The sequence below is a fragment of the Burkholderia sola genome, from assembly GCF_905400185.1.
In the GTDB taxonomy this organism is placed as follows: domain Bacteria; phylum Pseudomonadota; class Gammaproteobacteria; order Burkholderiales; family Burkholderiaceae; genus Burkholderia; species Burkholderia sola.
The window spans coordinates 16,101-39,767 of record NZ_FR989675.1; the positions used below are offsets into that span (position 1 = coordinate 16,101).

Genomic DNA, 23,667 nt, shown 5'->3' on the forward strand with positions numbered 1-23,667 from the left:
ATGGTCCCTATACCGTTCAGCCAGTTCGCGCGTATTGGCCTCATAAGGCGTTCTTCTTCGCGTAGACTGACCCGGTATCACCGCAAAAAGCGCGGGCCGCATGGGCTGCCACCCATACGACCCGCTGACCACAACCAACTCACCTCAGGAGTCGGAAATGGCTAAGGCCAATCATAAGTCACGTACCCCCGTAACGGAACGCTTCGTCACTGTTCAAGAGTCAGCGCGCCATCATTCCTTGTCGCGTGTCCTCCGTGCTATCAGAGCACACCGGAAACTGAACACGACGTATTACCCGTGGATCAAATTGGCTGGAGTATGGCTTGAGGACGCGGGATTCGAGGCTGGAGAACGCGTCCGGATTACCGTCGAGGACAAGCGACTCATCATCACGCCGATTTGATCGCCGCACTGCCGATGGTCGGCGTCGCAAGTCACTATCCGTCTGGAAGCTCGGTACCCGATGCTCCATACCGTTAGTAACTGTGACAAGCGACGATCGTTCTGAGACAGCAGTGAGCCAGTCACTCAGGTCCGCTGCCGTGTAGCTATTCGGCACGAGGTGTGATCTACGCCGGGCACACCACACATTTCCGCCGCGCCAATGCAAAAACCCCCGCCTTGTCGGGCGGGGGTTCTTGGCTTAGGGAGCCTGACGATTACCTACTTTCACACGGGAATCCGCACTATCATCGGCGTAGAGTCGTTTCACGGTCCTGTTCGGGATGGGAAGGGGTGGGACCGACTCGCTATGGTCATCAGGCAAAGGGGGTTGTTCTGCTGGCGTGGCCAACAGAACCAATCTTGGAAGAAGCAGTAATTAGGTTGTGTGTATCACACACGAGAATCCAACTTGTCGCTTTGGATCGCGGCCAGTGCTTGTGCACGGCGCCGATCTACAAGGCAGACTTGTTATAGGATCAAGCCTTACGGGCAATTAGTATCAGTTAGCTGAACGCATTACTGCGCTTACACACCTGACCTATCAACGTCCTGGTCTCGAACGACCCTTCAAGGGGATCTAGTCCCCAGGGATATCTCATCTTAAGGCGAGTTTCCCGCTTAGATGCTTTCAGCGGTTATCTCTTCCGAACATAGCTACCCGGCGATGCCACTGGCGTGACAACCGGTACACCAGAGGTTCGTCCACTCCGGTCCTCTCGTACTAGGAGCAGCCCCCTTCAAATATCCAACGCCCACGGCAGATAGGGACCAAACTGTCTCACGACGTTTTAAACCCAGCTCACGTACCTCTTTAAATGGCGAACAGCCATACCCTTGGGACCGGCTACAGCCCCAGGATGAGATGAGCCGACATCGAGGTGCCAAACACCGCCGTCGATATGAACTCTTGGGCGGTATCAGCCTGTTATCCCCAGAGTACCTTTTATCCGTTGAGCGATGGCCCTTCCATACAGAACCACCGGATCACTATGACCTGCTTTCGCACCTGCTCGACTTGTCGGTCTCGCAGTTAAGCACGCTTATGCCATTGCACTATCAGCACGATTTCCGACCGTACCTAGCGTACCTTCGTACTCCTCCGTTACGCTTTGGGAGGAGACCGCCCCAGTCAAACTGCCTACCATGCACTGTCCCCGACCCGGATCACGGGCCAAGGTTAGAACCTCAAACAAACCAGGGTGGTATTTCAAGGACGGCTCCACCGAAACTAGCGTTCCGGTTTCATAGCCTCCCACCTATCCTACACAGATCGGTTCAAAGTCCAATGCAAAGCTACAGTAAAGGTTCATGGGGTCTTTCCGTCTAGCCGCGGGTAGATTGCATCATCACAAACACTTCAACTTCGCTGAGTCTCGGGAGGAGACAGTGTGGCCATCGTTACGCCATTCGTGCAGGTCGGAACTTACCCGACAAGGAATTTCGCTACCTTAGGACCGTTATAGTTACGGCCGCCGTTTACCGGGACTTCAATCAAGAGCTTGCACCCCATCATTTAATCTTCCGGCACCGGGCAGGCGTCACACCCTATACGTCCACTTTCGTGTTTGCAGAGTGCTGTGTTTTTATTAAACAGTCGCAGCCACCAGTTTATTGCAACCCCTTCACCCTCCTGGCGCAGGCCAGTCAAGCTACAAGGGCGTACCTTATCCCGAAGTTACGGTACCAATTTGCCGAGTTCCTTCTCCCGAGTTCTCTCAAGCGCCTTAGAATACTCATCTCGCCCACCTGTGTCGGTTTGCGGTACGGTCATCGTTAGACTGAAGCTTAGAGGCTTTTCTTGGAACCACTTCCAATTGCTTCGCTCCCTAAGGAGCTCGCGCCACACCCTTGAATTGCGCGCCCGGATTTGCCTAAGCGCCTTCTCCAATGCAGCGACCGGGACTTCCAACACCCGGACAACCTTCCGCGATCCGTCCCCCCATCGCATCTAACAATGGTGCAGGAATATTGACCTGCTTCCCATCAGCTACGCATTTCTGCCTCGCCTTAGGGGCCGACTCACCCTACGCCGATGAACGTTGCGTAGGAAACCTTGGGCTTACGGCGAGGGGGCCTTTCACCCCCTTTATCGCTACTCATGTCAGCATTCGCACTTCCGATACCTCCAGCACCCTTTACAAGGCACCTTCGCAGGCTTACGGAACGCTCTCCTACCATGCGAGCAAGCTCGCATCCGCAGCTTCGGTATATAGCTTAGCCCCGTTACATCTTCCGCGCAGGACGACTCGATCAGTGAGCTATTACGCTTTCTTTAAAGGGTGGCTGCTTCTAAGCCAACCTCCTGACTGTTTTAGCCTTCCCACTTCGTTTCCCACTTAGCTATATTTGGGGACCTTAGCTGGCGGTCTGGGTTGTTTCCCTCTTGACACCGGACGTTAGCACCCGATGTCTGTCTCCCGTGATTGCACTCTTCGGTATTCGGAGTTTGCTATGGCGGGGTAATCTGCAATAGACCCCCCAACCATGACAGTGCTCTACCCCCGAAGGTGAGACACGAGGCACTACCTAAATAGTTTTCGGAGAGAACCAGCTATTTCCAGGTTTGTTTAGCCTTTCACCCCTATCCACAGCTCATCCCCTAACTTTTCAACGTTAGTGGGTTCGGACCTCCAGTACGTGTTACCGCACCTTCATCCTGGCCATGGATAGATCACCTGGTTTCGGGTCTACGCCCAGCAACTGAACGCCCTATTCGGACTCGCTTTCGCTACGCCTGCCCTATACGGTTAAGCTTGCTACTGAACGTAAGTCGCTGACCCATTATACAAAAGGTACGCCGTCACCCCTTGCGAGGCTCCGACTGTTTGTATGCATGCGGTTTCAGGATCTATTTCACTCCCCTCCCGGGGTTCTTTTCGCCTTTCCCTCACGGTACTGGTTCACTATCGGTCGATCACGAGTATTTAGCCTTGGAGGATGGTCCCCCCATCTTCAGACAGGATTTCACGTGTCCCGCCCTACTTGTCGCACACCTAGTTCTTTCATACTGTTTTCGCCTACAGGGCTATCACCTGCTATGGCCGCACTTTCCAGAGCGTTCGGCTAACAATACAAATAAAGAGTGCAAGGCTCATCCCATTTCGCTCGCCACTACTTTGGGAATCTCGGTTGATTTCTTTTCCTGCGGTTACTTAGATGTTTCAGTTCACCGCGTTCGCTTCACTGGACCTATGTATTCAGTCCAGGATGACCCAAAAGGGCCGGGTTTCCCCATTCGGACATCTACGGATCAAAGCTCGTTTGCCAGCTCCCCGTAGCTTTTCGCAGGCTACCGCGTCCTTCATCGCCTGTGATCGCCAAGGCATCCACCACATGCACTTGTTCGCTTGACCCTATAACGAGTCTGTCTCTCGACAGCCGCTACAGGTTGAGTTCTCGCGTTGTGCCGTATTCCAATTTAAGTCGAACATGGAGTTCGAATCATCTTGAGATACATCGATACAATCACAACCCGGATAACTTCCACGTCCATCTCGAGACGCTTCCGCTATCCAAATTACTTACTTCTTCCAGATTGTTAAAGAACGACAGCCGATACGTACTACGTACCGCTCTGACTGGCTCAATCGCCAATGAGAAAAACTCGAACCAAACTTCATTCGAATGTTTGTCATTGATGATTATCGAAAGCGGCCGGCATTATAACCGATTAAACCGCTAACAGACAGTCTTTTCTGTCTTTATCAACAGCCGATAAGCGTGAGCGCTCAACTTTGCGAGAAGCTCTGGAAAGGAGGTGATCCAGCCGCACCTTCCGATACGGCTACCTTGTTACGACTTCACCCCAGTCATGAATCCTACCGTGGTGACCGTCCTCCTTGCGGTTAGACTAGCCACTTCTGGTAAAACCCACTCCCATGGTGTGACGGGCGGTGTGTACAAGACCCGGGAACGTATTCACCGCGGCATGCTGATCCGCGATTACTAGCGATTCCAGCTTCATGCACTCGAGTTGCAGAGTGCAATCCGGACTACGATCGGTTTTCTGGGATTAGCTCCCCCTCGCGGGTTGGCAACCCTCTGTTCCGACCATTGTATGACGTGTGAAGCCCTACCCATAAGGGCCATGAGGACTTGACGTCATCCCCACCTTCCTCCGGTTTGTCACCGGCAGTCTCCTTAGAGTGCTCTTGCGTAGCAACTAAGGACAAGGGTTGCGCTCGTTGCGGGACTTAACCCAACATCTCACGACACGAGCTGACGACAGCCATGCAGCACCTGTGCGCCGGTTCTCTTTCGAGCACTCCCACCTCTCGGCAGGATTCCGACCATGTCAAGGGTAGGTAAGGTTTTTCGCGTTGCATCGAATTAATCCACATCATCCACCGCTTGTGCGGGTCCCCGTCAATTCCTTTGAGTTTTAATCTTGCGACCGTACTCCCCAGGCGGTCAACTTCACGCGTTAGCTACGTTACTAAGGAAATGAATCCCCAACAACTAGTTGACATCGTTTAGGGCGTGGACTACCAGGGTATCTAATCCTGTTTGCTCCCCACGCTTTCGTGCATGAGCGTCAGTATTGGCCCAGGGGGCTGCCTTCGCCATCGGTATTCCTCCACATCTCTACGCATTTCACTGCTACACGTGGAATTCTACCCCCCTCTGCCATACTCTAGCCTGCCAGTCACCAATGCAGTTCCCAGGTTGAGCCCGGGGATTTCACATCGGTCTTAGCAAACCGCCTGCGCACGCTTTACGCCCAGTAATTCCGATTAACGCTCGCACCCTACGTATTACCGCGGCTGCTGGCACGTAGTTAGCCGGTGCTTATTCTTCCGGTACCGTCATCCCCCGACTGTATTAGAGCCAAGGATTTCTTTCCGGACAAAAGTGCTTTACAACCCGAAGGCCTTCTTCACACACGCGGCATTGCTGGATCAGGCTTTCGCCCATTGTCCAAAATTCCCCACTGCTGCCTCCCGTAGGAGTCTGGGCCGTGTCTCAGTCCCAGTGTGGCTGGTCGTCCTCTCAGACCAGCTACTGATCGTCGCCTTGGTAGGCCTTTACCCCACCAACTAGCTAATCAGCCATCGGCCAACCCTATAGCGCGAGGCCCGAAGGTCCCCCGCTTTCATCCGTAGATCGTATGCGGTATTAATCCGGCTTTCGCCGGGCTATCCCCCACTACAGGACATGTTCCGATGTATTACTCACCCGTTCGCCACTCGCCACCAGGTGCAAGCACCCGTGCTGCCGTTCGACTTGCATGTGTAAGGCATGCCGCCAGCGTTCAATCTGAGCCAGGATCAAACTCTTCAGTTCAAACCTGTTACTGTTTTCGGTTCGGTTAAGAACCGGTCGCTCACTCAAAGCTGACAGGAATATGAATCACTTCATAAACCTGACTTACTTTAGTGTGAGACTCTTGATACTTTCGCTATCTGATCCGAGGATCAGCTCGCTTTCATCAAGCGCCCACACTTATCGGCTGTTAATTTTTAAAGAGCATTCTGCGAGGAACTTCGTGTTTCCCGGCAGCGCTGCGTTTTCAGCAGCAGAGAAGCGAGATTATCAACCGTTTTTTTAAATCCGTCAACAACTTTTTTAACTACTTCGTTGCGACGACTGCGGTTTAATTTCGCGTGCACTGGAATCGATAAAACCGACTTCAACAGCACCGCTTCCCTCTTCTTCCCCCGCGCGCGTTTCCGTTAGCGCGAAAGAGGCGTGATTCTATGCATCCGCCCCGGTCTCCGCAACCCCTTTTGTGAAATATTTTTGACGTACTATGGCGGGGACCGCCGAGCACTTCCCAGTGCTCATATATAAGACGACACGGCAGGCGCAGGTCGCCCTTGAACAGCCCCACCGTATCGAACGCAACCTTCCGTCAATTACCGCCCGACCATCGCCCTCACCACGCCGTCCCGCCGAATCAGCCCGTGATACAGCGCCGCCGCAAAGTGCGCGAGGAACGTCAGGAAGAAGAGATAGGCCAGCACGCGATGCGCGACCCGAAGCCACGCGAACGTCACCGGATCGGCCGACACTAGCGCCGGCAGTTGCACGCCGCCACCCAACGTCACCGGATACCCGCCCGCGGACAGCATCGCCCAGCCGATCAGCGGCATCGCCACCATCAGCGCATACAGCACGAGATGCGACCCGTGCGCGGCCACCTTCTGCCACCACGGCAGATCGTCGGGCAACGCCGGCGGCTTCGACAGCATCCGCACCACGATCCGCACGCACACCAGCACCAGCACGGCCACGCCCAGCGGCTTGTGAATCGCCACCAGGATCTCGTGCCGCCCGGAAACCGATGCCACCATCCCCACTCCGATGAACAGCATCGCGAGAATCATCGCGGCCATCACCCAGTGCAGCACCCGCGCCGGCAAACTAAACGTCGTCGAAGCCTTCATCACCGTCCCTCCCCACTCACTCGCGCCACGCCTGCCACGCCGGCCTCTTCACTCGTGCGCCGCAGATACGAATCCGCATACGCGGCCGAACGCGCCGCCAGCAACGGATCGCCCGACACCTGAATCCCCTGCGGCAGCACGGTCGGGTCGTAATTCACGTCGCGGCACGGGCCGCTGTCCTGCGCCTCCACGCGATCGAGCACGAGCGTGCCCGCATCGATCGTCGTGCGCTGCGCGGGCCAGACCTTCGTCGCGTCGTCCACCGGGTCGCCGGGCTCCGCCAGCGTGACCAGCAACTTCCACTTCTGCGGGCCGGCCGCGATGCGCTGCGTCACGTCCTGTTGCAGCACGTTCGGATCCGCGGCCGTCGCGACGTCGCCGGCGCCCGCCGTCTGCTCCGGCACGACGCGCCACCGCACCGCCTGGCGCTTGCCGGCCGCATCGACGAAGTAGAACGCGTTCAGCCCGTAATAGCTTTCGGTGACGTAGCTCGCGCTCGGCTTCGCACCCTTCACCCATTGCAGGAACGCGCCGGCTTCCGGATGCGCGCCGAAGAACGCCTTCACCTTCGCCGGATCGGGCTTGCCCGTCTTCGGATCGGGCCGGGTCGCGAGCGTCTGCTCGTAGAACGCCTGCGGCGTCGCCACCGGAAACACCGGCATCGCGTTCATCCCGATCCGCCATTGCTCGCCGTCCGGCGCGGTGAGCTTCAGCGCGAGGCTGCGGATCGGCACGCTGCTGTCCGGCGCATAAGGATTCCCGCCCGGCAACGCGAAGCGCCCGACCACCGGCGTGCGCACCGCCTTGAAGAACGGCGCGACCGAATACGCGCTCGCGGCGCCGTTGCCTTCGAAATAGCCGGTCACGCACACGCCCTTCGCGTGATTGCGCCGGTAGCCGGGATGGATGCCGCTGTTGGTCTGCAGCGCGTCGACGAGCCGGTGCGGGGTCAGACGCGCCGGCGCGAGCCATCCGCCGGCATACCCGAACGCCGCGGCCACGCCGGCCACCGCGCCGCCGATCACGGCCCAGCGCCACCACCCGCGCCCAGGCTCGCGCTGCGGCGAAGAAGAAGATTGCTTCATGAATGCACTCCCGATCGTCAGATCATTGTCGAACGCGTGTAGGACGCCGCCCACGCCGCTTTATTCCACGAAGAATTTTTTCGTATGCTGGAGGGAATAACCGATGCCGGCCGGCGTCCTACGCGGCATCCACGACCCTTTCGGCAACCGGCCCAGCCATGCCCTCCACCGCCCTCGACGACGAAGCATTGCGCGAACTCATCCCCAGGCTGCGACGCTTCGCGCTCTGGCTGGCGCGCGACGTCCATGCAGCCGACGATCTCGTCCAGTCGACGCTCGAGCGCGCGTTGTCGCGCTGGACGAGCCGTCGCGACGACGCATCGCTGCGCAGCTGGCTCTTCACGATCCTGTACCGGCAATTTCTCGATGGCAAACGCAGCGCGAAGCGCTACGCGTGGCTGCTCGGCCGCATCGGCAACGACGACGAAGCGCACTGGCCGTCCGCCGAACGCGAATTCGCGGCGCGCGCGACGCTCGAAGCGTTCGGCCGGCTCTCGGACGAACAGCGCAGCCTGCTGCTGCTCGTCGCGGTCGAGGGCTTCACCTATCAGGAGGTCGCCGACCTGCTCGACGTGCCGATCGGCACCGTGATGTCGCGGCTCTCCCGCGCGCGCCAGGCGCTGCGCCAACTCAGCGACGGTGAACTTCCCGCTCCTTCCTTGCGGTTGATGAAAAAATGAACACGCCTCCGAACGAACATGACCTTCAGGCCTATGTCGACGGCCAGCTCGACGACGATGCGCGCGCCGCGGTCGAGCGCTATCTCGCGCTGCATCCGGCGCGCGCGGAACAGGTGAAGCAATGGCAACAGGACGCGCAGCGGTTGCGGGCCGCGCTGGAGAGCGTGCGAATGCCGGCCGAGAACCCCGCGCTGGATCCGGCGGCGATTCGCGGCCGGCGGGCCGAGCGCTTCCGGATGCGGTTCGCGATGGCGGCTTCGTTCGTATTCTGTGTTGGGCTCGGGACGTTCGGCGGCTGGCAGGCTCGCGGGTGGAACGCGGCGCCGCCTATCGCGCCGATGAGCGATGCGGTCAAGGCTTACCAGATGATGGTGGTCGATCGGACGGCCAAGGTCGATTACCGGCCGACCGGTGCGGGCGATTTGCAGGGATGGCTCACCAAAGGCGTGGGCGCATCGGCGAAGCTGCCGGATTTGAGCGCGGCGGGGTTCAGGCCGGTCGGTGGGCGGTTGTTCACGACGGACAGCGGGGCGACTGCTGCGATGGTGCTCTATGAGGATGAGGCGGGACGGACGCTGAGCTTCTATCTCCGGCCGGCGGAATCGGGACATCGGCTGCTGCCGAACGGGCAACGCGTGGATGGCGCGCTGCTCGCGCGGTATGGATCGGTGAACGGGCTCAACTATGCGGTGGTGGGACCGGCGGGGAGTCTTGGCGAGAAAGCAGTCGTGCAGGCGCTCGATCAGCAGACTTGAAGCGGTAGGATGCGCGCCCGGCTGGCGGTTGGTCGTGGCCGTCAGCGCCTTTTGTGGGGCGGCTTGGCGGGCTTGAACGGGCGCATGCTCACCGCTCGAATGCACAGCGTTTCGACTGACTTTCCTCGGCAGTTATTCACATCGACACCGCGCCGGCGCCCTCACCTTTAAAATCACAGGGTTTCGAGTCGCCGCGGAACCGGATATCCACATATCTCCTGCTGGTCCCGCAGGTCGCCTTCGGTCGGTTCGCTCACCTTTGACGTGCACAGCGTTTCGGGTTGTTTTGGGCGTCGATATCCACAAGGCATTCGACTTCCGGACGTCGCGCGATTTGTTCGCTGCCCTCTTTCATTGTCGGCAAAGCCTTGTCAGGTCGGGCATTCAGACCGACAGGACCATCGAAACCGGAATGCTCACCGGTCCGGTGCACAGGGTTTCAACTGGATCGTGCGCCGGTTATCCACACACCGCCGCTCGCGCTTCCGGTCACTTCGTCCCGACTATCCCGAGAATCTCGCCGGTTTCCGGCGCGATGACGTAGTGGATCGACTTTCCGAGCCGGTTTGCGTTGCCCAGCCCGCGCATGCCCGGAATCAGCTTCGCCACGAACGTGATGGTGATGACATCATCGTCTGGTCCGGGATCCACCGTGGATGCCCTTTTATCCGTGATACAGATCTCGAAGCTGCGCAGGTCCTGCCCGGTCGCGGCAAAGTCTTCGTAGGCAGTTTTCAGGCCGAGCAGCGTCGCGGTGTTGAGCGTGACCGAACACCGGTCGATCGTGCCGAAATTCGATGTGCTCATCGTCTTCTCCGAATTTCACCGCCTGTCTTCCGATAACAATCGCCCGCGCAGGCGGATGTTCCATCCCGTGTCATGGTTCCTGAAGCACGGGTGTCGCCCGGGTCCTACTTCGGTTTCGTCATGTCGTTCGACGTCATCCGATGACGAATTGCGTCGGCCCGCGCCATGCAACCGAACGGTACCCGCTTCGAACGACGCCGATCTCCCGGTAATACTCGACGAGTGCCTGCGGGCTCCAGTCGCGGCCTGCGGGAAACAACGCATCGAGATCGATAAGCGCGGCGACGAGCGCCTGGCGATCGGTATCGTCTGCGATCGCGCGTTCCCACCGATCGGATTGGCGAGCGAAGCCCAACCGGATCAGCCCCTCGACCGCAGCCGCCATGTCGGTCACGACGACCGCAATGTGGCCGGCAATGTCCGTCGCCAGCATCTCGTCGACGGGCGCCTTCATCGCGCGCATCGTCCAGTGTCACCCGCTGTGATCACCTTGCCTCCTTCGTGAGCCATCCAACGATCTTCGCGACGTCCTCGCCGGACAGCATGCCGACACGATCAACAGACACCTCGTAGTCGAGATCGAACTTCACGTTGAATCGCTCGCCGTTGTAGCGGCAACACAGGACCTCGGCTTCCGGTATCGATACGCGTCGCTCCAACACGATGTCGCCCGGATGGTGCTGCATCCGGCGTACGACGGTGTCGATATCGAGCGCCTGGAGATGGGTCGACGAAGCATGGGTCATTGGCCGCGAACCCGTTCGTCGGGCGTTTGCATTCTGGATGCCGGCGATTCTACAGACATGAAGACTCGCGCACCGATCGACGCGCTTCACAGCGTTCCGTTTCGTTTGTCAGCTCGCTGCACGCAGTGCATATCCTGAGCGGATCACAGTCAACGGACTGTGCTTATCCAAAGGTGTTAACAGGGTTCGTATATATACGTAGTGATAGTTAACAAGCTCTGTGCCCCACAGTGGATAACCTCCGTAACGCACTGAATTTTCAACGCGAACCGAAATGCATAACCCTGGGTGCGCGACGTGAACAGCGTCCGGCAGCACAGAACAACTTTTCGTCGATTCACAGCCGCGCCGACATATCCTCAATCGTTCCACTGTGAATCCAGAGACTTCCCGGACGGTTATCCAGAGGGCAATGTGGATAACACCACAGCACATCGACGCGTTTTGCTGTGATGCGTGGAGACGAAGCCCGCGTCCGCAGCATCGCTGCACGACATCGATCGTCGGCACGCATGCGCGGCCCCTTTCAAAAAATTTTCACGAAGGGGCTTGTGCTGCCCCAAAACCCTCTCTATAATTCGCGGCTTCTTAGGCTCGTAGCTCAGTTGGTTAGAGCACCACCTTGACATGGTGGGGGTCGTTGGTTCGAATCCAATCGAGCCTACCAACGAACAAAATGAAGGGGTCCGGCAGCACAACTTGCCTACAGGCAACGCGGCTCGCCAACATACAAACGCCACGCGGCAACCTCGCGTGGCGTTTTTCTTTTCCGGTCCGAAACAACGCAAAACAACGCATGAAGCCCCGATGTGTTGCGCGATACACGGCCCGGCATCGCATCGTCACGAACCATCCGATCCGCCACACAACTGCCGCTGCACGGCGCGTAGAATCGTGTGCGCATCGACGCGGCGGCTTCGCCCGTCATCCGACTTCCACCACATCAAAACAACGACGCGCGATCCGCGCGACTGAGAGCACACGATCATGTCCGAGGCCACGACCGCCGCATCATCGGCAAGCAACGACGAAATCGCCGCTTACGTCGGCAAGAAGGCCGCCTGGTACGAACGAAAATGGGCGATCGCCGACTCGCGCAAGAGCCGGCAATCGTGGAACTGGGCCGCGTGCTTCCTGGGCCCGGCCTGGATGGCGTACCGATGCATGTACTGGCAGGCGGCCGCCGTGCTTGCCGCCACGCTCGGCATCACGCTGCTCGAGTTGCTGTACTTCCCGACATACTTCGAATCGAGCACGCTCGACCCGATCACCATCGGGATCGCGGTCTCGCTCGGCTGGTGCGGGAACAGCCTCTACAAGCGATACGTCGAACGCCAGATCGAAAAACTGCGCCCGCACGCGACGTCTCGCGAATCGTTTCTCGCGCTGCTCGAGGCGCAAGGCGGCACGAACTGGCTGGCGGCGGCGGGTTTCGCCGTCGCGACGCCGCTGCTCGGCGTGCTGTTGTACATGATCGGCAACGTCGGAGGCGCGACGTACTGATCGCGATATCCGGCGATTGGAAAACGCAGGGCAAAAAGAAGAGGGCGGCGCCGGCGGGCACATCGCATACGGCGCATGCTCGCGCCGCGCTCAATGCAGATGCTTCAATTTGTCAGGATTCCGCACGACATAAATCGCGACGATCTTTCCGTCGTCGATCTCGAGTGCCGTCGTCTGCAGCTCGCCGTCGGCTTCCAGCGTGACGAAACCCGGCAGCCCGTTGATGAACCCGGCCCGCACGAGCTTCGACGCATGCGTCGCGAACAGCTCGGCCAGGTATGCGTGCACCCGCATCACCCGCTCGAAGCCGAACACCGGCTTGCCGGCCGCGGGCCGCTTGCCGCCGCCGTCCGAATGCAGGCTCACGTCCTCGGCGAGCAGCGCGCCGAGCGCACGCATGTCGCCGCTGCGTGACGCCGCGAAGAACGCTTCGGCCAGTTCGATCCCGCGCTGCTTTTCGACATGAAAACGCGGTCGCGCCTCGCGCACGTGCGTGCGGGCCCGCGCGGCGAGCTGCCGGCAGGCGGCCGGGTCGCGCTGGATCGTCGTGGCCACTTCGTCGAATTCGAGGCCGAACACGTCGTGCAGCAGGAACGCCGCGCGTTCGAGCGGCGACAGCCGTTCGAGCGCGAGCAGCAGCGGCAGCGTGACGTCGTCCGGTTCGTCTTCCTCGACGACCGGCTCGGGCAGCCACGGGCCGATATAGGTCTCGCGCTGGTGCCGCGCGGACTTCAACTGGTCGAGGCACATGCGCATCACCATGCGGCGCAGGAACGCCTCGGGCACGCGCACCTCGGTACGGTCGACGTCCATCCAGCGGATGAACGCCTCCTGCACCATGTCCTCGGCATCCGCGACGGAACCGAGCATTCGGTACGCGACGCGGATCAGCGTGCGACGCAGCGGATCGAAGCTCGCCGCCGCGTCGGCCCGTTCGTCGGCGTGGCTGCCGACCGGGTCGAGGCTCGGCATCAGGCCACCATCTTCGCGGCGGCGGCCTTCGCGTCGGCCGGGTCGACCCATAGCCCGAAACCGACGGCGAGCCGGTTCCAACCGTTGATCACGTTGATCATCACCGTGAGTTTCACCTGTTCCTCCTCGCTGAAATGGTCGTTCAGCGCCGCATAGGCGGCTTCGTGCGCCGCGTGGCCCTCCGACAGCCGCGTGAGCGCCTCGGTCCAGCCGAGCGCCGCGCGCTCGCGGTCGGTGTAGCAGGGCGCTTCGCGCCACGCGGACAGCAGGTAGATGCGCTGCTCGGTCTCGCCTTGCTCGCGCGCCTCGACGGTGTGCATGTTAAGGCAGTTCGCGCACGCGTTGATCTGCGACGCGCGGATCTTGACCAGCTCGATCAGCGTCGGCTCGAGGCTCCCGGCAGCGGCGACCGACACGGTCATCCAGCTCTTCATCAACGCGGGGGCGGCGGCAAACGGATTGAGTTTCGCAGTCATGGTTCCTTCTCCTTTCGTGTGGGTTCCGCCGATATGACGAGCGAGCACCCCGCGCGTGTGACATCGATGCAAAAATTTTTGCGGCCGAAGAAGAAAGCGACGGCACGCAAAGGGTGGAGCCGTAGAGCCGGGCACCCGGAAGGTCGCGATATCGACTGACGAATCGGCTGCCTGACGCCGCGCCTCGGGCGCACGCGCGCCATCGACCTTTCACGCATGCCGAGCGGTTGTCACCGGACGTCAGTAGGGCGCAGCCGCGGGCACGCGGGTTGCCTCCGTCGGCCGAACCCCGTCACGACAGGCATCGGCCGTTCCTGAAACGCGCGACGCCCACCTCACGTATGCTTTCATTTTTCTTTCGTCTTCGTTTCATCCGAAATCCGATTCGCGACGTTCACATTTCTGGACCATACTGTTCTGCACGGGCAGATGAAGTGAAGCCGCATTCGCGGCCCGGCGCGCGCGCCGGCTGCCCGACGACGCAGCAGCAAATCGCCCGTCAGCCGCGCGCATCCCAGCGCAAGGCTTTCCCTTTTCCGGCAACGCAACGCAGCGAATCGCGACGTGAACGGTAAACCGATGAGCCTTCTTGCATCACAACTTCAGCGCCGTTACCAGGACGTGCGCGCCCATAGCGTCGCGTTAACCGCGACGCTGTCCCCCGAAGACCAGGCCGTGCAGTCGATGCCCGACGCGAGTCCGACGAAATGGCATCTCGCGCATACGACCTGGTTCTTCGAAACCGTCGTGCTGATGCGCCGCGTGCCTGGCTACGCGCCGTTCGACGACGCGTTCCAGTTCCTCTTCAATTCCTATTACGAAGCGCTCGGCCCGCGCCATCCGCGGCCGCAGCGCGGGCTGCTCACGCGTCCGTCGCTCGACGACGTGCATGCATACCGGCAATACGTCGACGACGCGATGCTGCGCGCGCTGGCCGGCGCCGATGCGGCGCTGCTCGACGCGATCGCGCCGGAGCTCGTGCTCGGCCTGCATCACGAGCAGCAGCATCAGGAACTGATCGTCACCGACATGCTGCATGCGTTCTCGTGCAACCCGTTGAAGCCGGCGTTCCGGCCGCGTACCGGCGCCGAGGCGGAACACGCGCTCGCCGCGGGCGATGCCGGCCCGCTGCGCTGGCTGCCTCAGCCGGGCGGGCTCGTCGAGATCGGGCACGACGGCGATACGTTCTCGTTCGACAACGAACGGCCGCGCCACACCGCACTCGTGCGGCCGTACGAGATCGCGAACCGCCTGGTGACGAATGCGGAATTCGCGGCGTTCGTCGCCGACGGCGGCTATACGCGCCCCGAGTTCTGGCTGTCCGACGGCTGGGCCACGGTGCAGCGGGAAGGGTGGCAAGGGCCCGCGTACTGGATCCCGGACGACGACGATGCAGCCGCCACGCGCGTGCGGCGCACCTTCGGCCTGCACGGCGTCGAACCGCTCGCGCCCGACGCGCCAGTGTGTCACGTGAGCTTCTACGAGGCCGCCGCGTATGCAGAATGGGCCGGCGCGCGGCTGCCGACCGAATTCGAATGGGAAACCGCGTTCGCGGCCGACGGGATCCGGCAAATGCTCGGGCACGTCTGGCAGTGGACGCGTTCGTCCTACGAGCCCTATCCGGGCTTTCGGCCGCTCGCCGGGGTCGCGGCCGAATACAACGGCAAGTTCATGGTCGGCCAGCAGGTCCTGCGCGGCAGCAGCATCGCGACGCCGCCCGGGCACGAACGGCCGACGTACCGCAATTTCTTTCCGCCGGCGGCACGCTGGCAATTCACGGGGGTGCGACTTGCGCGAGACGTCTGACCTGACGGCCACGAGCGGTGGCCTGCAACCCGCCCGCGATTCGCGGCCGAGCGCGTTCGAGCGCGACCTGATCGACGGACTGTCGCGCACGCCGCGCAGCATCCCGCCGAAATACTTCTACGATGCGGCCGGCTCCGCGCTGTTCGACCGCATCTGCGAACTGCCGGAGTACTACCCGACGCGCACCGAGCTCGGCATCCTGCGCGATCGCGCGGCCGAGATCGTGCGGCGCGTCGGCCCGCATGCGGACATCGTCGAATTCGGCGCGGGTTCGCTCGAGAAGATCCGCGTGCTGCTCGACGCGTTCGCGGACAACTACGCGAACGCGCCGGCGCGCTACGTGCCGGTCGACATCTCCGCCGATTACCTGCACGGTGCGGCCGCGCGGCTGCGTGCGGCCTATCCGTGGCTCGACGTCGCGCCGCTCGCTGCCGACTACACGAAGGCCGAGCAACTGGCCAGGCTGACCGAAACGCCGCGGCGACGCATCGGCTTCTTTCCCGGCTCGACGATCGGCAACTTCTCGCCGGAAGAGGCCGACACGTTCCTGCGTGACGCCGCACGGCTGCTGCGCGGCGGCGGCCTGCTGGTGGGGGCCGACCTCGTGAAGGACGAGCGCACGCTGCATCACGCGTACAACGACGCGCAGGGCGTGACCGCGCAGTTCAACCTGAACCTGCTGGTGCGCGCAAACGCGGAGCTCGGCGCGGATTTCGACGTCGACGCGTTCTCGCATTGCGCGTTCTACGACCGCGAGCGCCAGCGCATCGAGATGCATCTGGTCAGCGACGTCGCGCAGACCGTGCACGTGCGCGGCCACGTGTTCCGCTTCGAAGCCGGCGAGCGCATCCACACGGAGAACTCGCACAAGTTCACGATCGACGGCTTCCACGCGATCGCGCGCCGCGCCGGGTTCGCACCCGATACCGTGTGGACCGATGCGGACAACCTGTTCAGCGTGCACTGGCTGCGCAGCGTCGACGATATCCGCGCGTAACGCGCGCCGTTGCGAGCCGCCCGCGCCGCGGGGTAAGGGCGGTTCGCTTCCCGTGCACACCGGCGGGTTCGATCCGATCGCCGGTTTCGTGCTGAAAATTCCCTTTTTACCGACCCGGTGCATCGCTGCAACGGTGTCCGGAACGTCGCCTTTCCCTTGCTCCATAAGGCTTTGCGGGCACCCGTAAACGTCCGTTACCTGTCTCGCATACCCGTTTCACCTGTGTCAGCGTCCGGTGCCTAGACTCCGAACCGTAGTCACATGACGCACGACACGTGCAGGGAGTCGCGAAATGAGCAAGAAACTTATTCTCGGTGCAGTTCTCGGTGTAGCGGCGCTGGCAGCTTCGGGCGTCGCGTCGGCCCACGTCGACCTGTCGGTCGGCATCGGCGTGCCGGGCGTCTACACGGCGCCGGCGCCCGTCTATGTGGCGCCGCCGCCGCCGGTGATGTACGCGCCGGTCGGCTATCGCGACTACGGTTGGCGCGGCGACGGCTGGCGTCAGCGCGAATGGCGCGAACGCGAATGGCGCCGCCATGAATGGCGCGAGCACGAGTGGCGCGAGCGCGGCGGCTGGCGTGGCGGCCGCTGGGATTAAGCGGCCCATCTGATCGTCGCAAGAGGAGGATGAAAACATGATGCCCGTGCGATACATCAGGCTGTGTGCCGCCGCCGCTGTCGTTGCGCTCGCAACGATCGGCAGCGCGCACGCGGCGGGCTGCATGAAGGGCGCGGTGGTCGGCGGGGTGGCCGGCCACTATGCGGGGCACCACGCGGTGGTCGGCGCAGTCGGCGGCTGTATCGTCGGCCATCACGTCGCGAAGCAGCACGAGCAGGAGCAGGCCGCGCAGCGCAAGGCGGCGGCGCAACGGATGCTGCCGGCGCAGTAAGCGCCGAGGCAGCATCTTCATCGACCGGCGGAACGGCACGCGCCGCTTCCGCCTTGCAACTTCCTTGTTCGGCGACGGCCGGCCGCGCATTCCGCGCACGCAGCCGGCATACGGCAAATTGATCGGACGAATGCGCGCGATGCGTGTCGTTACGATCATTTACAACGTCGAGTCGCGCGGAAACCGCGCGTTCCTAGAATGCAATCATTCAAACACGCTCCAGGGAGCAAACAATGAAAACCCAACGATATCTGTCCGTGCTGGCAGCCGCGCTGCTCGCACTGGGTGCCGTCTCCGCGAACGCGGCAGCCGGCGGCAATGGTGGCGGCGGTGGCAATGGCGGCGGTGGCAATGGCGGCGGTGGCAATGGCGGCGGTCACGGCGCAGGCGGCATGGGCGGGATGGGTGGCAACGCGGGCGGCATGTCGGCCGGTCACATGAGCGGCCAGGCGCTGAGCAACTCGAACGGCTTCAGTGCGGGCGACCGCGACAAGGGCCTCGCGCGCGCGGCCGACCGTTCCGACACGATCGCCGATCGCGCGGGCACGCAGCCGGGCCGCGGGCATACGCACAGCCATACCACGCACGGCAAGACGTCCACGCCTCACACGCACCGCAACGCGTTCGGCCGGACGCTGTAAGCCGGCGCACGCAGGCCGGAGAAGGGCGCTTCGGCGCCTTTTTTTCATTGCGGCGGCACAAGCGACACAAGCGGCTGAGGCGACCGTCGCGCCGAAACGTCGAACCGACCCGATTTGCAACCAGCCGTAACCGGGCCGCCCGGCCCGCCATCATACGAACCGCTTTCACGCGCTTGACGGACGGATTCGACGGGGGAAGAAGGACACCGCCGGCCCATGAAAAAAGGGCGGCTCGTCGCCGCCCTTCGTGTTACCGCCCGCCGCCCGCCGGTGGCGCAATCGCGGCCGGTTCGAACAGCGCATCCGCCTGCCCGACGCGCACGAAGCGCGCCGCGCCGTCACCCTCGACCAGCGCGCGGAAATGCGCTTCGCCGCACGCGAGCTTCGCGCGCTCGTGCTCGCTCGGCACGTGGCCGTCCGCATTCGGCGTATCGACGACGAAGTACAGCCGCTCGCCGCCGTCCTGTTCCGCGAGCACGGCCCAGTCCGGGTGATAGCTGCCGAGCGGCGTCTGCACGCGGAACCACGCCGGCAGCTTCGCGTACAGCTTCACGCCGTCGTGCGCTTCGAGCGCATCGGCGAACGCGCGCTCGGCGTCCGTCTCGCACACGACCGCTTCATGGATCGACTTGCGCGCGTCCGGCCGCAGGTTGCGCAGGTAGCCGGTCAGCGCTTCGCTCTCGAACGATTCGAGCGCATGCACGTGGCGCTCGCCAAGCTTGCGGTACGCGATGCTGGCGACGAGCGCGAGCCGCTTGCAGCGGTTGATCGCGTCGGCCGCGACCGCGATGAACTGCTGCGGATTCACGCGGAAATCGTCGAGCCGGCCGCTGTCGGCAAGAATCGTCGCGAGCGAACGGCGCGTGAGCTGCGTGCGGTCCTGTAACTCGGTGAGCAGGTCGGGCAGCGGCAATTCGCCTTCGTCGAGCAGCACCGTGCCGGCGCCGGCCACCTCGATCGCCTCGATGCCGGCCTTGCCGATGTCGATTTCGGCCTTGCGCCACTGCAGCCGCGCACGCGCGATGTCCGGTGCGTCGCGCAGCGCGGCCGTGCAGTCGCGCACGAGCTTCGCGTTGTCGAACTCGACGCGGTACACGGTGCGATGGCGGATGCGGTCCCACAGCGCGCGGAAATCCTCGCCGAACACGACGGCCTTGCCCGACGCATCGCGCCGCAACGCGATCGCGCGGCGCTCGTCGGCATTGCGCACCGCGAAGCGGCCCGACAGCTTGCGCAGCGTCGCGACGATCGGTGCACGCAGCCGCTCGAACGCGTCCGGTAGCACGAGCGCGCTCTGGCGCAGCGCATCCTTCAGCCGGTCGAGCACCTTGCCCTGCGCGTCGACGTAGCCCTGCTCGTGCAGGTGATTCCACAGCACGCGCGACAGCTCGATGCCGAGCGCATGCGCGGGGCCGTCGTCTTCCTGCACCGGCAGCGCCGCGAACTGGTGTTCCTCGACGATCCCGAACCGGATGCCCGTATCGGCCTCGATTTCCTTCTGCAGATTCTCCGCGAACGACTCGTAGCGCTCGGTCGCGATCACTGTGAGCGTGTTGACGCCCGGGTCGCGCACGCGCTCGCCGTCCTGGTCGACCGCGAGGCGCAGCCCGCGGCCGAGCGTCTGACGGCGCTCGCGTTCGGTCTGGATGTCGCGCAGCGTGCAGATCTGGAACACGTTCGGGTTGTCCCAGCCTTCCTTCAGCGCCGAGTGCGAGAAGATGAACTTCAGCGGTGTGTCGAACGACAGCAGCGCTTCCTTCTCGCGCATGATCAGGCCGTACGCGCGTTCCGCATTCTCGCGGGCCGCCGCGCTGCTTTCGCTCGTGTCGGTCCAGCCGCCCTTGCGGTCGATCGAGAAGTAGCCGTTGTGCGCACGCTCGACTTCGAGCGCGACGTCCACGCCGTCGAACAGCGCACGGTAGGCCGGCACGCGCGCCGCACGCGCATATTCCTCTTCGAAGATCAGCGCGTAGTCGCCCTTCACGGGCACGCCGTTCTCGTCGTAGCGGCGATAGCGTTCGACCGAATCGACGAAGAACAGCGACAGCACCTTCACGCCGCGCTCGGCGAGGCGCAGCTCCTTGTCGAGATGCTCGCGGATCGTGCGGCGGATCATCTCGCGCTGCACGGCGAGCGTGTCGATGTCGCCGAACGCCTCGCCGAGCGACAGGAACGCCTCGCCTTCCGGGTGGCGCAGCTCGACGTATTCGGCGCCCTTGACCGCATGCACTTCGCCGATCCGCAGCCCCGCGTACAGCGCGCGCTTGGTCAGGCGCTCGAGATCGTCGCCGTCGGTGGCCGACACGATCTGGCGCTTCACGCCGGCCGCGGTCGCGACGTCGAGCTCGACGCGCGCGCTGATCGCGCCGCGCCGGTTCGACACGCCGACGAGCCGCACGTACGGCTTGTTGTGCGCATCCTCGACGATCGCCGACGCGATCTCGATCTGCTTGACGAGCTTGCGCTCGTACGCGTCGACCGCATCGAGCCGGTACACCATGTGGTGGCGGTCGACGTGCGTGGCCGAATAGCGCAGCGTGCAGAGCGGCGCCATCGCGGCGAGCGCTTCGCGCCCGCGCCCTTCGAGGCCGCCGTCGACGCTTTGCGGTTCGTCGACGATCACGATCGGCCGCGTCGCACGGATCAGGTCGATCGGCTTCTCGCCGCCGGTCTTCTCGCTGTCCTTGTAGAGGTTGTTGATCTCTTTCTTGTTGATCGCGGCGACCGTCATCACCATGATCTGGATCGCCGCGCTCGCCGCGAAGTGGCGCACCTGGCCGAGCTTCGCGGAGTCGTACAGGAAGTAGTCGTACGGCACGCCCGCGTACAACGCACGGAAGTGATCCTCGGTGATCGACAGCGTCTTGTGCACGCCTTCCTTGATCGCGATCGACGGCACGACGATCACGAATTTCGTGAAGCCGTAGCGGCGGTTCAGCTCGAAGATCGTGCGCAGGTACACGTAGGTCTTGCCGGTGCCGGTCTCCATCTCGACGGTGAAGTCGCGCGAGCCGGGCAGGCCGGACGGCGGCAGCCCGCCGCGCAACTGCACGTCGGCGAGATTGCGTGCGAGCGCGTCGTCGGTCAGCGACAGCCGGTTACCGACGCCTTGCTCGGACACCGCGAAGCCGAGCGAGCCTTGCGCGGCGGCCGTCGTGCCGGGCGCGGCGTTCGCGAGCACGCTGAAGTCGCCGCGATACGATTCCTGCCCGCGAAACAGGTCGCAGACGGCGTCGATCGCCTCGCGCTGGTAGTCGAGATCCGCTTCGAAATGCAGCCGCATCACAGGCTCCGCACGCGCTTCACGCCGTGCTGTTCGAGCAGCGCGGCGAGATTGAGCTTTGCGACGTCGTCGACGAAGCCGCTGTCGCGGAACAGGCACGTGACGTCGCGCGACGCGCCGGTCGCATCCAGCAGGTCGACGATGCCGTCGGCGAGCGGGCCCGCGTCGTCGCGCGAAATGCGCGCATCGAAGCACGCGACGATCGCGCGGCCGATCAGGTGCACCGTCTTGCCGGCCACCTGGTGATGCTCGACCGGCGTGCAGAGGTCGAGGCCGAGCTTCAGCGTCAGCTCGGCGAGCAGATCGTCCTCGGTGCGGCCGGTCTTCACGTGTTCGACGGACGCGAAGAGCGCATGGTCGAAATCGTCGCGGCGCGGGTCCCACTCGATCACGTTGGTCGTGTCGAGCCGGTATACGCGGAAACCGAGGTCGCCATAGCTTTCCGGATAGTCGCGCGCGACCTGCTGCGCGGCGCGGCGCAGGCGCTCCTTCGTGATTTCGGCGAGCGTCAGCGGCTTCTTCAGCTTCGCGCAGAAATCGGCGGCCGCGGCTTGCGTCTTGTCGCGTCGGTCGAGCGCCTCGGGCAGCTGCACGAGGATATAGCGGCGCGCGCCGCCGTCGGTCGCGTTCACCTGCATCACCGCGTGGCCGGTCGAGCCGGAGCCGGCGAAGCAGTCGAGCACGATGTCGTCGCCGCGCGTGCACCAGCCGATCACGGCGGCCGCGAAGTCGACCGGCTTCGGCAGGTCGAACGGGATGCCGAGCGTTTTCAACAGCGCGTCGTCGGAGCCCGCGAACGGCAGCACCGACGGCACGTTCTCGTACATGTTCTCGTCGAGGTAGTAGATCCGCTGCGGCTGCGTGGTTTCGTCCGGGCCGAATTCGATCTGGCCGCGCTCGAGCAGCGCCTGCATCGTCGCGGGCGGGTTGCGCCAGCCGCGCGCCGGCATCGCGCACGGCTTGCCGGTGACCGGGTGGATCAGCGGCGTGAAATATTCGTCCGGGGCCTTCTTCTTGTTCGGCCAGGCCATCGACACGAGGCGGTACACGCGGCCTTCCGCCGACAGCCGGTCGTACATCACCTCGCCGCCGGACAGGTTGGTCTGCGCCTTCATCCACGCGCGGTACGCCTTCTGCGCGTCCTTCGGGTTGCCGCTGCGGTACACCGCGTCGTGCGCGGCGTCGAGCATGCGCTGCGCATTGCGCTTCGGGCGCTTGAGCGGCGCCTGTTCGAGCAGCGTCTCGGCGTTGCGCGCGAACAGCACCAGCGATTCGTGCTGGTACGCGACGCCGCGCGCGTCGCCCTTCGGGTTGCGCTTGTCCCACACGGCCACGCCGAGCTCGTTTTCCTCGCCGAAGATCTCGCGCAGCATCAGCACGAGCGCATGCACTTCGTGCTCGTCGATGTGCACCGCGATCAGCCCTTCGTCGGACAGCAGCGCGTGCGCGAGCTTCAGGCGCGGATACATCATGTTCAGCCAGTCGGTGTGGAACCGGCCGTTCGCCTCGGTGTTGGTGCTGCGCTTCACGCCGGCTTCGGTCTGGCCCGTCATCGCCAGGTAGTGGCGGATGCTGTCGCTGAAGTCGTCCGGATAGACGAAATCGCTGCCGGTGTTGTACGGCGGATCGATGTAGACGAGCTTCACCTTGCCTGCGTAACTCTTGTGCAGCAGCTTCATCACGTCGAGGTTGTCGCCCTCGATCACCAGATGGCGCGTGTCGTCCCACGCGACGCTGTCGTCGGGGCAGGGCCGCAGCGTGCCCGTCGACGGCGTGAGCGCGGCCTGGCGAGCGGCGCGCTTGCCGTGCCAGTGAAAGCCGTAGCGCTCGTCGGCGTCGCCGACCGTGCGCTCGCCGACCAGCGCTTTCAGCACGTCGACGTCGACCGACGCGCCGTCCGGGCCTTCGGTCACGAGTTCGGGGAACAGCGCCTTCAGGCGCGCGACGTTGTCGGCGGTGAAATCCGTCGACATCGCCTGCGGGCTGGCCGCATCGAGTTTCTGCATCGTCTTTTCCATCGGAGCCCGGCCGCGCGCGCCAGGACGTCGGGCGCGCTCACGGCACCGGCGGCAATGGCCGCCCGGGCAAACCCGAAACGCTAGCGAGTCGGTCGGCGCAGGTCAAGCACCGATGTGCGACGAACGTGCTTGTATCGGCCGCGATCGCCCGCCGGACGGGCTGGAAGCGGGTTCGGGC

The 23,667-nt window shown here is 63.0% G+C and carries 18 protein-coding genes, 1 tRNA gene and 3 rRNA genes; 10 read left to right on the forward strand and 12 right to left on the reverse strand.

The genetic code is table 11. From position 1 onward, the window contains the following. Positions 1 to 157 precede the first annotated feature (157 nt). The gene (locus tag KR541_RS00060; protein ID WP_216089300.1) at positions 158 to 403 is read left to right on the forward strand and encodes a SymE family type I addiction module toxin; all 246 of its coding nucleotides are present in this window, start codon (positions 158 to 160) and stop codon (positions 401 to 403) included. A gap of 247 nt (positions 404 to 650) precedes the next feature. On the opposite strand, the gene rrf is transcribed toward KR541_RS00060, so the two are convergent. The 5 genes from rrf to KR541_RS00085 form a co-directional block, all read right to left on the reverse strand. Beyond that, a 5S ribosomal RNA gene (gene rrf, locus KR541_RS00065) occupies positions 651 to 763 on the reverse strand. A 153-nt stretch (positions 764 to 916) separates the two neighbouring features. Continuing rightward, a 23S ribosomal RNA gene (locus tag KR541_RS00070) occupies positions 917 to 3,797 on the reverse strand. Positions 3,798 to 4,194: 397 nt separating this feature from the next. Continuing rightward, positions 4,195 to 5,727, reverse strand: a 16S ribosomal RNA gene (locus KR541_RS00075). The 16S, 23S and 5S rRNA genes sit together here, the layout of an rRNA operon. Positions 5,728 to 6,299: 572 nt before the next feature. Next, on the reverse strand, positions 6,300 to 6,830 hold the full coding sequence (locus KR541_RS00080) for a cytochrome b (RefSeq protein WP_172843425.1): 531 nt from the start codon (positions 6,828 to 6,830) through the stop codon (positions 6,300 to 6,302). Further along, on the reverse strand, positions 6,830 to 7,915 hold the full coding sequence (locus tag KR541_RS00085) for a catalase family peroxidase (RefSeq protein ID WP_216089301.1): 1,086 nt from the start codon (positions 7,913 to 7,915) through the stop codon (positions 6,830 to 6,832). The genes KR541_RS00080 and KR541_RS00085 overlap by 1 nt, the downstream gene beginning before the upstream one ends. A 158-nt stretch (positions 7,916 to 8,073) precedes the next feature. Here KR541_RS00085 and KR541_RS00090 point away from each other — a divergent pair, with 158 nt between their 5' ends. Next, positions 8,074 to 8,595 carry a sigma-70 family RNA polymerase sigma factor gene (locus KR541_RS00090; RefSeq protein ID WP_204383515.1) on the forward strand — a complete coding sequence of 174 codons (522 nt, stop codon included), beginning with the start codon at positions 8,074 to 8,076 and terminating at the stop codon, positions 8,593 to 8,595. Continuing rightward, positions 8,592 to 9,350 carry an anti-sigma factor family protein gene (locus KR541_RS00095; protein WP_216089302.1) on the forward strand — a complete coding sequence of 253 codons (759 nt, stop codon included), beginning with the start codon at positions 8,592 to 8,594 and terminating at the stop codon, positions 9,348 to 9,350. The genes KR541_RS00090 and KR541_RS00095 overlap by 4 nt, the downstream gene beginning before the upstream one ends. 489 nt (positions 9,351 to 9,839) lie before the next feature. Here KR541_RS00095 and KR541_RS00100 read toward each other — a convergent pair whose 3' ends face one another. The 3 genes from KR541_RS00100 to KR541_RS00110 all read right to left on the reverse strand — a co-directional run bounded on the left by KR541_RS00100 (position 9,840) and on the right by KR541_RS00110 (position 10,903). After that, positions 9,840 to 10,157 (reverse strand): hypothetical protein, encoded by a 318-nt coding sequence (locus KR541_RS00100; RefSeq protein ID WP_124631947.1) that lies wholly within the window; start codon positions 10,155 to 10,157, stop codon positions 9,840 to 9,842. Between the two features lie 133 nt (positions 10,158 to 10,290). Further along, entirely contained in the window at positions 10,291 to 10,611 is a 321-nt protein-coding gene (locus KR541_RS00105) for a hypothetical protein (protein WP_089488066.1), read from the reverse strand. 31 nt (positions 10,612 to 10,642) lie between these two features. Continuing rightward, positions 10,643 to 10,903, reverse strand: coding sequence for a hypothetical protein (locus KR541_RS00110; protein WP_124631948.1), 261 nt, complete (start codon positions 10,901 to 10,903; stop codon positions 10,643 to 10,645). A 590-nt stretch (positions 10,904 to 11,493) separates the two neighbouring features. Between KR541_RS00110 and KR541_RS00115 the strand changes: the two genes are divergently transcribed. Together KR541_RS00115 and KR541_RS00120 are read left to right on the forward strand one after the other, a co-directional pair. Next, positions 11,494 to 11,570: transfer RNA gene (locus tag KR541_RS00115), tRNA-Val, on the forward strand. A 320-nt stretch (positions 11,571 to 11,890) separates the two neighbouring features. Beyond that, positions 11,891 to 12,406, forward strand: coding sequence for a DUF2628 domain-containing protein (locus KR541_RS00120; protein WP_050015720.1), 516 nt, complete (start codon positions 11,891 to 11,893; stop codon positions 12,404 to 12,406). 90 nt (positions 12,407 to 12,496) lie between these two features. Here the strand turns inward: KR541_RS00120 and KR541_RS00125 are convergent, their stop codons facing one another. Both KR541_RS00125 and KR541_RS00130 read right to left on the reverse strand, forming a co-directional pair. After that, entirely contained in the window at positions 12,497 to 13,378 is an 882-nt protein-coding gene (locus tag KR541_RS00125; RefSeq protein WP_089488067.1) for a sigma-70 family RNA polymerase sigma factor, read from the reverse strand. Further along, complete coding sequence (locus KR541_RS00130) at positions 13,378 to 13,854, reverse strand: carboxymuconolactone decarboxylase family protein (protein ID WP_011544480.1); 477 nt, start codon at positions 13,852 to 13,854, stop codon at positions 13,378 to 13,380. The genes KR541_RS00125 and KR541_RS00130 overlap by 1 nt, the downstream gene beginning before the upstream one ends. A gap of 579 nt (positions 13,855 to 14,433) precedes the next feature. Between KR541_RS00130 and egtB the strand changes: the two genes are divergently transcribed. The 5 genes from egtB to KR541_RS00155 all read left to right on the forward strand — a co-directional run bounded on the left by egtB (position 14,434) and on the right by KR541_RS00155 (position 18,188). Next, complete coding sequence (gene egtB, locus KR541_RS00135) at positions 14,434 to 15,660, forward strand: ergothioneine biosynthesis protein EgtB (protein ID WP_089488000.1); 1,227 nt, start codon at positions 14,434 to 14,436, stop codon at positions 15,658 to 15,660. Then, positions 15,644 to 16,657, forward strand: coding sequence for an L-histidine N(alpha)-methyltransferase (egtD, locus tag KR541_RS00140; RefSeq protein WP_204383518.1), 1,014 nt, complete (start codon positions 15,644 to 15,646; stop codon positions 16,655 to 16,657). The genes egtB and egtD overlap by 17 nt, the downstream gene beginning before the upstream one ends. Positions 16,658 to 16,949: 292 nt before the next feature. After that, positions 16,950 to 17,255, forward strand: a complete 306-nt coding sequence (locus KR541_RS00145; protein WP_124631950.1) for a hypothetical protein — start codon at positions 16,950 to 16,952, stop codon at positions 17,253 to 17,255. A gap of 37 nt (positions 17,256 to 17,292) precedes the next feature. Further along, positions 17,293 to 17,547 carry a hypothetical protein gene (locus KR541_RS00150; RefSeq protein WP_050015730.1) on the forward strand — a complete coding sequence of 85 codons (255 nt, stop codon included), beginning with the start codon at positions 17,293 to 17,295 and terminating at the stop codon, positions 17,545 to 17,547. A gap of 233 nt (positions 17,548 to 17,780) precedes the next feature. Beyond that, positions 17,781 to 18,188 (forward strand): hypothetical protein, encoded by a 408-nt coding sequence (locus tag KR541_RS00155; protein WP_050015732.1) that lies wholly within the window; start codon positions 17,781 to 17,783, stop codon positions 18,186 to 18,188. Between the two features lie 250 nt (positions 18,189 to 18,438). On the opposite strand, the gene KR541_RS00160 is transcribed toward KR541_RS00155, so the two are convergent. Both KR541_RS00160 and KR541_RS00165 read right to left on the reverse strand, forming a co-directional pair. Next, positions 18,439 to 21,471, reverse strand: coding sequence for a type III restriction-modification system endonuclease (locus tag KR541_RS00160; RefSeq protein ID WP_050015733.1), 3,033 nt, complete (start codon positions 21,469 to 21,471; stop codon positions 18,439 to 18,441). Continuing rightward, positions 21,471 to 23,489, reverse strand: coding sequence for a site-specific DNA-methyltransferase (locus KR541_RS00165; RefSeq protein WP_050015735.1), 2,019 nt, complete (start codon positions 23,487 to 23,489; stop codon positions 21,471 to 21,473). The genes KR541_RS00160 and KR541_RS00165 overlap by 1 nt, the downstream gene beginning before the upstream one ends. Between the last annotated feature and the right edge of the window lie 178 nt (positions 23,490 to 23,667).